Annotated in this window: 11 protein-coding genes; 5 read left to right on the top strand and 6 right to left on the bottom strand. The window is 67.7% G+C overall.

The annotated features are described in order from the left end of the window. Nucleotides 1–17: 17 nt before the first annotated feature. The 6 genes from ACFU5V_RS13235 to ACFU5V_RS13210 form a co-directional block, all read right to left on the bottom strand. Entirely contained in the window at nucleotides 18–899 is an 882-nt protein-coding gene (locus tag ACFU5V_RS13235) for a hypothetical protein (RefSeq protein ID WP_378699704.1), read from the bottom strand. A 43-nt stretch (nucleotides 900–942) separates the two neighbouring features. Next, a complete protein-coding gene (locus tag ACFU5V_RS13230) occupies nucleotides 943–2,595 on the bottom strand; it encodes a thiamine pyrophosphate-binding protein (RefSeq protein WP_378699702.1) in 1,653 nt (550 codons plus the stop codon). Further along, nucleotides 2,592–3,650: an amidohydrolase family protein gene (locus tag ACFU5V_RS13225; protein WP_378699700.1), complete on the bottom strand. Its 1,059-nt coding sequence runs from the start codon at nucleotides 3,648–3,650 to the stop codon at nucleotides 2,592–2,594. The genes ACFU5V_RS13230 and ACFU5V_RS13225 overlap by 4 nt, the downstream gene beginning before the upstream one ends. Nucleotides 3,651–3,680: 30 nt before the next feature. Continuing rightward, nucleotides 3,681–4,535 (bottom strand): HpcH/HpaI aldolase/citrate lyase family protein, encoded by an 855-nt coding sequence (locus ACFU5V_RS13220; RefSeq protein ID WP_276138792.1) that lies wholly within the window; start codon nucleotides 4,533–4,535, stop codon nucleotides 3,681–3,683. After that, nucleotides 4,519–5,091, bottom strand: a complete 573-nt coding sequence (locus tag ACFU5V_RS13215; protein ID WP_072943569.1) for an SRPBCC family protein — start codon at nucleotides 5,089–5,091, stop codon at nucleotides 4,519–4,521. Before ACFU5V_RS13215 ends, ACFU5V_RS13220 begins: the two co-directional genes overlap by 17 nt. Before the next feature lie 198 nt (nucleotides 5,092–5,289). Continuing rightward, nucleotides 5,290–5,460, bottom strand: a complete 171-nt coding sequence (locus tag ACFU5V_RS13210; RefSeq protein ID WP_378699697.1) for a hypothetical protein — start codon at nucleotides 5,458–5,460, stop codon at nucleotides 5,290–5,292. Between the two features lie 217 nt (nucleotides 5,461–5,677). Between ACFU5V_RS13210 and ACFU5V_RS13205 the strand changes: the two genes are divergently transcribed. The 5 genes from ACFU5V_RS13205 to ACFU5V_RS13185 all read left to right on the top strand — a co-directional run bounded on the left by ACFU5V_RS13205 (nucleotide 5,678) and on the right by ACFU5V_RS13185 (nucleotide 11,598). Further along, nucleotides 5,678–6,583: a hypothetical protein gene (locus ACFU5V_RS13205; RefSeq protein WP_378699694.1), complete on the top strand. Its 906-nt coding sequence runs from the start codon at nucleotides 5,678–5,680 to the stop codon at nucleotides 6,581–6,583. 56 nt (nucleotides 6,584–6,639) lie between these two features. Beyond that, nucleotides 6,640–7,524, top strand: a complete 885-nt coding sequence (locus tag ACFU5V_RS13200; RefSeq protein WP_378699692.1) for an amidohydrolase family protein — start codon at nucleotides 6,640–6,642, stop codon at nucleotides 7,522–7,524. A 5-nt stretch (nucleotides 7,525–7,529) separates the two neighbouring features. After that, entirely contained in the window at nucleotides 7,530–8,591 is a 1,062-nt protein-coding gene (locus ACFU5V_RS13195; RefSeq protein WP_378699690.1) for an extracellular solute-binding protein, read from the top strand. A gap of 73 nt (nucleotides 8,592–8,664) precedes the next feature. Beyond that, a complete protein-coding gene (locus ACFU5V_RS13190; RefSeq protein ID WP_378434410.1) occupies nucleotides 8,665–10,437 on the top strand; it encodes an ABC transporter permease in 1,773 nt (590 codons plus the stop codon). 12 nt (nucleotides 10,438–10,449) lie between these two features. Continuing rightward, nucleotides 10,450–11,598, top strand: coding sequence for an ABC transporter ATP-binding protein (locus ACFU5V_RS13185; RefSeq protein WP_378434408.1), 1,149 nt, complete (start codon nucleotides 10,450–10,452; stop codon nucleotides 11,596–11,598). The last annotated feature ends 83 nt before the right edge of the window (nucleotides 11,599–11,681 follow it).

The following is an 11,681-nucleotide window of genomic DNA, read 5'->3' as shown; positions in this document are numbered from 1 at the left end:
CAGAGGGAGCGAGTGGTTCAGCCGCCGAGCCGGGACGCGGTCACCCCGAGCGCGGCGCAGGTGCGATCGACCAGTTCGTCGAACTCGACGCGGCGCGGCAGCACCCCCTGCTCGTAGGCGTAGCGGGCGGCGTCGGTGACAGGCCCGCGGAGGCCGTCGAATCCGACGGGGCTCAGGTTCACCGGACCCGCTGCGGGACCGGCGGTCGCGGTGGCCTCGGCCAGCGCGTCGTACACCGCGAGTATCGCCTTCGGGTCCTCGTCGGCGGCCGCCGCGCTGAACCCCACCACGTGGTTGATCGGAGCGAAACCCTTGCGTGCGGCCCATTCGGCCGCGACCGCGAGGGCATTGGGAATGGCGGTGCGGATCCGGTCGTCGGAGGGCAGTTCGTTGCCCATGATCCCGTAGTCGAGCCGGCCTTCGAGGAAGTCGGCCTGCAGTTTGGCGCCCTCGGGGGCGCGCGTCACCCACGCCGGGTCGGTGGCCCCGTCGACGTGCCCGCCCTCGTACGTGTGCCAGTTCACGTCGGTCAGATCGAGGCCGTACTGCTCGCTGAGGAACCCGCGCAGCCACACCCCGGTGGTCTGGCTCCACGAGCGCACGCCGACGCTCCGGCCCCGCACACCCTCGACGCCCAGTTCGCCCAGTGTCACCAGGGTCTGGTGCTGGTACCGGCCGAGCATGGTGATCGGCAGCAGCGCCACGGGCTTGTCGTACGCGGCCGCCTGCAGCAGCGTCACCACGGCCAGCTCGCACACGTCGGCCGCCGCGTCGTTCACGAAACCGCGCGACGCCTTGTGCACGGGCCGGATGTCGAGACGTTCGGGCGTGGCACCGGAGGCCGCGGCCCCCTCGACGGCCACGGTAGCGAGATCGTCTCTGCCCAGTACGATTTTCATTGACGAGTCCTCGTTTCGTTGGTCGTGATCGGTCCCCGCGCGGTCATACGTCCTCGCCGTACTGCATGCGCCGGTAGGGCACGCTGAGCACGTCGCGGGTGATGCGCACGTCGATCACGGTGGGCCGGGGGTCGCGGACGTACTCGGCCAGCGCGGCGCGCAGTTCGTCGGGCGTGCGGACGGTGGCGCCCCCGCCGCCGAGTGCCTTTCCGACCGTGCCGAGTTCGGGGGTGGGGATGACGGCGAGTTCCGGGTCGAGGCCCTTGGCCTTCGCCTTGTGGTATTCCGCGCCGAGGCCTTCGTCGTTCATGACGACGACGAGCACCGGAAGGCCGTAGCGGCACGCGGTCTCGAACTCCGACAGGTGCATCAGGAAACTCGCGTCGCCTTCGACCACGAACGTCGGCTTGCCGCCGTTGGCGACGACGGTGCCGATGGTCAGCAGCGGGGCCTGGCCGATGGCACCGAACATGCCGTAGTTCGACGTGATCTCGCGGGACCGCTGGAACAGCATGGTGCCGAAGTCCGTCTGGTGTCCGCTGCCGAGCACCAGCCCGATCTCGCCGGGAAGTTCGGCGTCGAGCACCGAGATCGCCTCGCGCGGGTCGAGCAGGCCCGGCTGACTGCGGAACTCGGCGGGGTCGATCAGCGGGGCCGTGAGCCGGCCGTGCACCTCGGGGGTGTGGAAGCCTTCCATCTCGATACCGCGAACCCCCAGCGCGCCCGTCAGGGCATCGAGGGCGGTGACCGCGTCGGCCTGCATGTAGCAGTCGGCGACCTGACCGTTGCCCATCACCAGGTGCGGCGCCGTGTCGATCTGGATGAACCGGGCTTCGGGGAACAGGTATCCGCTCTCGATGGTGTAGTGGTTGAGGCTCGCGCCCACCGACACGACGCAGTCGGCCTCCTGCAGCAGTTCCATCGCCAGCCTGCTCCCGAACAGGCCCGCGATCCCCACGTGGTAGTCGGTTTCGGCGCTGAGCCAGTTCTTGGCCTGCAGCGTGGTGGCGAGGAGGGCGCCGGTGCGACGCTGGAGCGCGAGGATCTGCTCGCCTGCTTCCGCGTTACGGGCGCCCCGACCGGCGACGATCACGACTCGTTTGCTCGCCCCGATGATTTCGCATGCCTGCTGGATCCGGTCCGGGTGCGGTAGCAGCTTGGGGGTCCGGAGCAGCTCGGTGGACGGGACGTACGGCATGTCGTCCTCGAACTCCTGCAGCTGCACATCGAACGGGGCGCTGATCATCACCGGCCGGGACTGGGTGCGGGCCAGGTAGAAGGCGCGCTGCACCACTTCTGCGGCCGACTCGGCCTTGGTCACCTGGAGGAATTCGCACTCGATCGCGGCGGCGAACCGGCGCTGGTCGAGGTACTGCACTGCGCCCGTGTCACCCAGGGGCGTCTCGCCGCAGAACGCGACCAGCGGGATGCGCGCACGGCTCGCCACGATCATCGACGTGGCCAGCTGCGCGGTACCGGGCCCGCTCGTCGTCGTCACGACACCCGGCAGGCCGGATGCGCGGGCGTACCCGTGCGCCATGCTCAGGCCCGCACCCTCGTGACGCACCTCGTACAGGCGCGTCCCACGGGTGGCCAAGGCATTCATCCAGTGCATGTTGGCGTCGCCCATCATGCCGAACACATCGGTGGTGCCCTCGGCGGCGAACGCTGCTGCGAGCGCTTCGTAGACCTTCACTGCGCGACCTCTTCTTGCTTGTGGTGGTTCCGGACGTGGCTCGCGAGGCGCGGGAACACCTTCAGCGCGTTGCCGCCGTAGATCGCCTGCCGGTCGGCGTCGCTGATGGAGTCGATGGAGTCGAGCAGCGCCTTGGTGTCGTCGAAGCGGCGCCCGGTCTCCGGGTCGACGCTGCGGACGGCGCCGATCATCTCGGAGGCGAAGAGCACGTTCTCGGCGGGAATGATGTCGGTGAGAAGTTCGAGACCCCGCTTGTGGTAGACGCAGGTGTCGAAGAAGACGTTGCGCAGCAACGATTCCTCCAGTGGGGGCCTGCCCTGGTCCTGCATCATCCCGCGGTAGCGGCCCCAGTGGTAGGGCACCGCGCCGCCGCCGTGCGGCAGGATCAGCCGCAGCGTCGGGAAGTCGGTGAACAGGTCCGACTGGCACAGCTGCATGAAGGCGGCGGTGTCGCCGTTGAGGTAGTGCGCGCAGGTGCCCTGGATGGCGGGGTTACGCGACATCGCGACGTGGATCATCGCGGGCACGTCCAGCTCCACCATCTTCTCGTACAGCGGGTAGTAGATCCGGTCGGTCAGCGGCGGCGCCTGCCAGTACCCGTCGGAGGGGTCCGGGTTGAGGAGGCAGCCGACGAATCCGAGTCCTTCGACGCAGCGCTCGAGTTCTGCCGCCGACCGGCGGATGGAGGAGGCCAGCGCGTCGCCGGGCGACTGCGGAAGCTGGCACACCGCGGCGAAACGGTCCGGGAACAGGCCGCACACCCGGGCGATGAGGTCGTTGCTGACCTGTGACCAGACCAGGCTGGTCTGCTCGTCGCCGTAGTGGTGGGCCATCTTTCCCGCGCCGGGGGAGAAGACCGTGAGGTCGGTACCCCGCTCGAGTTGGAGCTTCAGTTGCCCCTGTTCGATCGCGGCCGTGATCTCGTCGTCGCCGATGTGCAATTCGTCGGGTGAGACCCGCGCGCCCGAATCCTCGAACGCCTTGATCTGGCGCTCGCGCCACTGTCCGAGCGCGGGTGGCGCGGTGGTGAAGTGGCCGTGACAGTCGATGATCATGAAGGTTTTTCTCCAGGTGAGTGTTCGGGGTCAGGAGCGACCGGTGAGTTTGCGGCCCAGTTCCAGGCCGGGGTAGCTGCGCACCGGCGCGGACATGAGGAAGCGGTAGCCCTCGTCGAGCACCTGCTCGACGTTGCTCGTCGTCACGTGCGGGTGGCCGACCACGACTTCGTGTTCGTGACAGATCTTCACGATCCGGCTCCTGGCCTCGACCATCAGCGGGTGGTCGAGTTGGCGGGGCACACCCAGTTCCTGGCTGAGATCGCCCTCACCGATGAGGATGAGACCGATTCCGGGCACCTGTTCGAGGATTGCCGGGAGGTTCTCGATGCCGAGTTGGTCCTCGATCTGGATCACGACGAGGATCTCGCCCTCCGGGGCGAGCGGCCACACGTCGGCCTTCGCGTAGTACTCGTCGTTGGACAGGCCCCAGTACCGTGCGGCGGCCGCAGGCGCGTCGCCGCGCAGGCCCGGCGGGTCGTACCGCTCCTCGCCAGGCAGACGGGGGTACCGGCAGGCCGCGACCGCATTGCGCGCTTCCTCGACCCGGCTGATGTGCGGCCACACGATTCCGTACGCCCCGAGGTCGAGAGCCTGCTTCGCGTGCCACTGGCCCTGTTCGGCACCGTTGACGGGAACCCGGATCAGCGGGGTGGGCGACGGGGCGAGCGTGCCCGATTCGAATATCCGTCGCCGGTTGAGCAGATACTGCAGGCTGTCCCGCAACGTCGTTGCGTCCCAGGGTTTGTGCTCGGCCTCGAACACCAGGCCGTCGTAGTCGCTGGTCGCGAAGTCGAGCGCCGCCGCCGGCTCGGGAGCCGCGAACGCCGCGAAGGCGTGCTGCCCCGATTCCAGCGCACCGATCACACTATTGAGTCTTGCCACTTGCCACTCCGCTCTGCTCGCTCTGTCGCTTGTGAATGGTCCTGCGCCACCAGGCGCGCACGCGGGCCCACACGGTCGGCCGGCTCGGCGCCGGCACGACCGCGGTCTCCCCGGCGCACCGGCGCACCAGTTCGTCCGTGAAGTCGTTGGTCATCCGGGACACCACGGCGCCGGCGCCCGCTTCGATCACCGACGCGAGCTTGCCCGCGAGGGCTACCTCTCCGGTCACCTGCACCCGAGCGCCGCCCGCGTGGTCCTCGGTGATCCGGAAGTTCGCGTGCGCGGTGAACCGCGTCGCGCCCTGCCCGTCCCGTCCGCGCGCCGAAAGTCGTCCCTCCCAGGCGGGCTCGTCCAGCTCCAGCGACATCCGGGCGCCGAACCGCACCCGGATCGCGCTGAATTTCACGACCAGCGTGCCGTCGAACGAGCCGTCGTCGTGGAACTGGCCGAGTTCGGCACCGTTGATGCACGACACCACCTCGGTGGGGTCGGAAATGACGGCCCACACCCGCCCCGGTGGCGCGGGTACGGCGATTGCTTCGTCGATCTTTATCACAACTGTGTCCTCGCTTGACGATCGTGAACAGCCACCACAGACCACTGTGGCGCTTCGGGGAAACTCGCGAGACTCGATCAGCGAGCTGGTGTCGGAGGGCGTGCCCTCGCCGGCAGCGAGCAGGCCGGTCGCCAGATAACACTGGCGTCATCCGAGTCTCCCCGGTCGGCTCTCAGATTGTTTAACAACTTTCTGTCGTCAGACTAGCAGCGGAGTGCGCCGAACAGCAAGAACTTGTTTTCCCGGCATCGGATTGCCCATCGTGCCCGACGCGATCGGGCTCATCTTGTAGAACAATTTGGATTGGTGAGCCGATTGTCCCAGCGTGATCGCGCCGCCGGACGCGAACCCGGTGCCTTCGTCGCCCACTTCGTCCCGGCTTCCGCAGAATTGTTAGACGATCTGAGCCTCAAAGGCTTGTAATGGGCGTCACTCCCGCGTAAATTGGGCGAAACCGTAAGACAAAACCGAGTTTCACTCATCGGTCGAATGACGGCATCGGCGCACTGACACCAGTGCACTCCCCGGGTTCGGAGGCACACCACATGCACTCCCCGGGTACGGACGCAACAGAGGAGTTGTATTCATGTCCACAACCTTGTCCATCGCGGCGAAGTCCTACCCGCACACGGCGTTCCTCGCGGAACCCGGCTTCAGCGTCGAGGGACATCCCGTCGAGCTCGCGGCAGCGGATCCGATCTACAAGGCGTTCGCTCCCATGGTGCGTGAGCTCCGGTACGACTTCAGCGAATTGGCCATCGCCACCTATCTGCAGGCCCGCGAGGCAGGAGCCCCGATCGCGCTTCTGCCGGTGGTACTCAGCGGCGACTTCCACCACCACTCCCTGACCCGCTGGCCCGGTTCGGCCGAGATCAGCCCGGCGGACCTGGCGGGCAGGCGGGTCGCGGTCCGGGCCTACAGCCAGACGACCGGTCTGTGGGTGCGCGGAATCCTGCACGAGGAATTCGGCGTCGACGCCAAGGAGGTCACCTGGGTGACCACCGAGGAGCCGCACGTCGCCGGCTATGTCGAGCCGCCGAACGTCGAACGCACGACCGGCAAGGTGCTCGACGTGCTCGAGCGCGGCGATGTCGTGGCCGCCGTCCTCGGTCCGCCGGCGCTCGACGGGGCGCAGGGGCCGCTGGTGCCGATCATCCCGAACTGGCGGGAGGCCGAGGAGGCATGGGGAGCCCGGCACAAGACGGTGCCGATCAACCACGTGCTCACCGTCCGGCGCGACCTCCTCGAGGCCGAGCCGCGCACGGTGTCGGCGCTCTACCAGGCTTTCGGAGACCGGATCGAGGCGCGCAAGGCCGCTGAAACCGAGCCCGGTCCCCGCGTGCGCGCCCTCCGCTTCGGAGTGACCGACGAGCTCGTCGCCGGTCTGCAGATCGCGATCGACTACGCGTTGCAGCAGAACGTCATCCGCACACCCGTGACGGTGGCCGAACTCCTCGACGACTTCACCCGGCACCTCGGCGACCTCGCCTGAGCGCGCCCGCCCGCCACTGTCCGCCCGCCACCCCACCCACCAGCCGTGAGGTACAGATGTTCAGCGTCGACACACACACCCACATCATTTCGCCCGACACCGATGCCTACCCCGCAGACCCGCTCGGCGGACACCGGTCCACCTGGTCCCAGGAACGGCCCACTGACATCGACGGCCTGCTGCGAGCGGCCGATGCCGCCGACGTCGACCACCTGGTCGTCGTCCAGGCCTCCACGGTGTACGGATTCGACAACAGCTACGTAGCCGACCAGCTCTCGAGGCACCCCGACCGCCTCAGCGGGGTGTGCTCGGTGGACTTCCTCTCCCCGAAGGTGGTCGACGACCTCCACCACTGGATCGACGAGCGGGGCTTCTCGGGGGTCCGCATCCGCGCCGCGGACGGAACGACCGCCGTCCCGACACCCGGCCGCGGACTCGACGACGAGCGCATGGCGCCGGTCTGGCAGTTCCTGTCCGACCGCCGGGTGCCGGTCTGCATCCAGATGCACGCCCAGCACGCTCCGATCCTCGCCGGGCTCCTTCAGCAGTACCCGGGACTCACCGCGATCCTCGACCACGCGGGCCGACCGCAACTGGACTCCGCGCCGTACCCGAGCGCGGACGGAGTTCCCCAGCTCAGCGAGACGGGCCGCGTGTTCATCAAGATCACGCCGCCGGCCGTACTCCGCGCGCAGCGCGAGAGCGGATCCGCGGCACCGCTGGTCCGCACGCTGATCGAGGAGTTCGGGGCGGCCCACGTCATGTGGGGTTCGAACTTCCCCGCCTCGGCCGGATCGCTGGCGGAGCTGGCCGACCTCATCAGGGAGCAACTGCCGTCACTCGACACATCCGACCTGGAGTTGATCGCGGGCGGCACCGCCGGCCGGCTGTACGGGCTCTCCCAGGGCAGCTCCGTCACCACCGCCGCGAAGGAATGTTGATCGCTATGAAGCGCTTTCGGCGCAGGCTCTGCATGGCCTCGGTCATGGCAGTCGCCGTCGTCCTGACCGCCTGCGGCGGTCCGCCGCCCGTTCCGGACACCAAGAACCTCGACGAGCTGTACCAGGCGGCCAAGGCCGAAGGGGAGGTCGTCTGGTTCGCGCCGAAGCCGGAGGCTCAGATGAAGCCGGCCATCGACGCGTTCGAGAAGAAGTACCCGGGGATCGAGGTCAGGTACACGAACAAGAAGGCTCCGGATCTGGTCACCCAGCTCAATGTGGAGCAGGCCGCCGACCGCGTGACGTTCGATGTGTCCAACGCGGGTGGGCTCACGGTTCTGCCGTCGCAGTCCATGGCGGCGAAGGTCGACTGGGCATCCTACGAGGTGCCCAGCGACCAGATCTTCGCCGACGACTTCGTCTACGTGTGGGCGGTACCGAAGGTCTGGGCCTACAACACCGACGCCCTGGCACCGGGCGATGTGCCCGCGAGCTGGGACGACCTGCTCGATCCGCGATGGAACGGCGGAAAACTCAGTGTCGAGTCGCGTGGGTCCTTCATGACCGTGTGGGCCCAGGATCCGACCCTCGGCGCCGACGCCGGTCTCGACTACGCGTCCCGGCTGGCCGAGCAGCAGCCCCACTACACGGAAAACACCACGCAGGCTCACACACTCGTCGTGTCCGGTCAGACGCCGGTCGGCACCGACCTCATCAACCTCGTGCTCGAGGACGAGGCGAAGGGCGCGCCGGTCGCCGTCGCACCGGTGGGCCCCACGAACGCCAACAAGTCCTACCTGTTCGTGGCCGACGGCGCACCGCACCCGGCGGCGGGCCGCCTGCTCACCGCCTTCCTCGCCTCCGAAGAAGGCCAGTCGGCACTGGTCGGCACGTACAACTCGGTCATTCCCACCAACACGGACTGCACCGACGCCGCCACGAACCGTGTCATCGGCGCCCTGTGCGACGCCGGCGTCGAATGGTTCAGCGAAACCGACATCGCGCAGTACGAGCAGTTCTCAGATTTCTTCCCCGAGGTCGAAGAGGCCTTGGGTACCAACGTCAACTGACGGCTCCCACCGCCGCCACCGCTGCCCGTGACGGGCGGCACACTCTATCCCCTCACCCTTGGAGACTTCAGCGATGCAGTCCGGCACCCAGCTCTCCACCGGCGTACGCCCTCGACCCGACGACGTACGCCCTCAGCCCGACGACGTACACCACCCCAAGCGCCGGGACCGCGTCCTGGTCGGCGTCAACATCGCCATCGGCGCGATCGTCGCCTATCTCATGCTCTTCCCCCTGGGCATGCTGTTGTTCAGCAGCCTCAAGGACAGCGAGACCAAGCTGCCCTTCCAGGTTTCCGGGTTCACGCTCGCCAACTTCACCGCGGTCTTCTCCTCGAAGCGCCTGGTCGACGTTGCGCTCAACTCGTTCGTCTTCGTGGTCGGCACCGTGTCACTGGCACTGGTCGTCAGCGTCAGCCTGGCCTACCTGTTCGAGCGGACCGACATCCCCGGTCGCCGTTTCCTCGCACCGAGCACGCTGGCCCCCATGGCCGTGCCTGCCACGGTCATGGCGGTGGCCTGGGTCTTGGCCGCCAACCCCACCAACGGCCCGATCGCCATCGTCATCGAGCGAGTTTTCGGGCTCTCGATCGACATCTACTCGCTGCCGGGCATGATCCTGGTGGCCGGCATCTTCGGTGTCCCGGGCATGTACATCATGCTCGCGCCGACGTTCGCCCGGCTCAACCTCGAATTCGAGGAGGCCGCGGCCACGTCGGGTGCAGGCTGGTGGACGCGAACCCGCAAAGTGGTTCTGCCGCTGACGATGCCGGGGATTTCCGCGGCCAGCATGCTGCTCGTCGTCATCGCGCTCGAGGAGTTCGCGATCCCGGCCATCCTCGGAATGCCGGACCAGATCTTCGTGTTCAGCAGTCTCATCCAGGCGTCGCTGCAGCCGCCGTCGGGTCTGGCCAACTACGGCCAGGCCAGTGCCTACGGCATCATGCTCGTCCTGCTGTCCCTCGTGATGATCGCCGTCTACCGGCGTCAGACCCGCGAGTCCCACCGATTCCAGGTGGTGGGCGGCAAGGGGTACCGGTCCACACCGGTGCGGCTGGGGCGGTGGCGCATCCCGGTCGCCGGCATCGTCTCGTTCTACGTTCTCGTCGCGATCATCGTGCCCATCCTGACCCTGGTCTGGACGAGCCTGACCCCGTACCTGCAGCCGATCAACTTCGACAACCTGGGTGCGCTCAGCCTCGCCAACTACGGCGCCATCTTCACCAACCCGAACCTGACGCACGCCGTCGTCAACACCTTGGTGATCAGCCTGATCACGGCGACGCTGACCGCCGGGTTCGCCCTGTGGCTGGCACTGGCCTCGACCCGCGCCGGACGCCTCGGCAGGGGCCTGTTCGATCTGTCCTTCCTGGTCTTCGCCATCCCCAGCGTCGTGCTCGGCATGGCGGTGCTGTTCCTCTACCTGTACCTGCCCATCCCGATCTACGGCACGATCTGGATCATCATCATCGCGTTCACCACCCGCTACATCCCACGCGGATCACGCATGATTCAGACGGCACTGTTGCAACTCGACAAGGGACTCGAAGAGGTGGGCCGCGTCAGCGGGGCGTCCAACGCCGTCGTGCTGCGCCGGGTGGTCTTCCCGCTCGTCGCTCCCGCGGTGTCGAGCACGTGGCTGTGGGTGTTCGCCAACTCCCTGGGCGAACTCCCGATCGCGCTGCTGCTGTCCAGTTCCGACAACCGCACCGTCGTGGTGCTGCTGTGGGACATGATCGGTGAAAGCGCGAACTATCCCGAGGCCAGCGCCCTCGCGGTTCTCCTGCTCGCCCTGTCCGCCGTCTCCGTCTGGTGGGTCAACCGCCGTGGCTTCCAACAACACATCTGAGGTGCCGTGAACATGAAAACCCTGGTTGGTTCCGACCACTCCGTGCAGATCTCCGGCTTGCAGAAACACTTCACCCGCCCGCACAGCGGCGAGGTGACCCGCGTCATCGACGATGTCAGCTTCTCCGTGCCGCAGAACAGCTTCTTCACACTGCTCGGGCCCAGTGGGTGCGGCAAGACGACCACCCTCCGCTGCCTCGCCGGACTGGAGACCGCCGACAGCGGCGAGATCTGGATGAACGGCCAAGCCGTGTTCTCCGCCGCGGCGGGACGCGACGTGTCTCCCGACGTCCGGCCGATCGCGATGGTGCCGCAGTCCTACGGGATCTGGCCGCACATGAAGGTGTTCGACAACGCCGCATTTCCCCTGCAGTACGGCCGGAAGACGTACCCTCGCGCCGAACGGGAGCGTCGCGTCCGAACGATGCTCGAACAGGTGGGCCTGTCGGAGTACGCGGACCGATGGTCCACCCAGCTCAGCGGCGGCCAGCAGCAGCGGCTGGCGCTGGCCCGCGCCCTGCTGTGCGAGCCGGAGGTCCTGCTGCTGGACGAACCGCTGTCCAACCTGGACGCCAAGCTGCGCTCGCAGTTGCGCGCCGAGTTGCGTTCGTTCCAGCAGAAGTTCGGCGTCACCACCATCTACGTGACGCACGACCAGGGTGAGGCCCTGGCCATGTCCGACACGATCGTCGTCATGAATCGTGGGCGGGTCGAACAGATCGGATCACCGAGCGAGATCTACGACTCGCCGGCGACGCGATTCGTGGCCGATTTCGTCGGCAGTGCCAACCTCATCCCGGGCGTGCTCGACCGGCCTGCGGGCTCCGGCGACCGCGTCGTCGACGCCAAGACGAGCGTCGGGGTGGTGCGGTGCGAGCGTTTCACCACCCCACCGACCCCGCTCACCTCCGGCCGGGAAATGTTCGTGTGCATCCGGCCCGAAAACATCCGTATCATCCCCGAGGATCGGGAAACTCACGGTCCCAACCGATTCCCGGGGCGCATCGTGACCACCGAGTATCTCGGCGACCGCCAGGAGATGGTCGTCACCGTCGGGGACGTATCGCTCCGCGCGCACGCCGACGCGCATCTCCGTGCTCGCCCGGGCGACGACGTGACCGTCGTCCTGGACCCGGCATGGACGGTCGCGCTGTGGTCGTGACCGCCGCGGGGAAGCGGGCGGCCGGTGTGTCGTTCTGAGCCGGCCGAGGACCTCCTCGCGAAGGGAGGAGGTCCTCACCGCCA

The sequence above is a fragment of the Rhodococcus sp. NPDC057529 genome (assembly GCF_042802055.1).
In the GTDB taxonomy this organism is placed as follows: Bacteria; Actinomycetota; Actinomycetes; order Mycobacteriales; family Mycobacteriaceae; genus Rhodococcus_F.
This window is presented reverse-complemented; position numbering and strand designations above follow the sequence as displayed.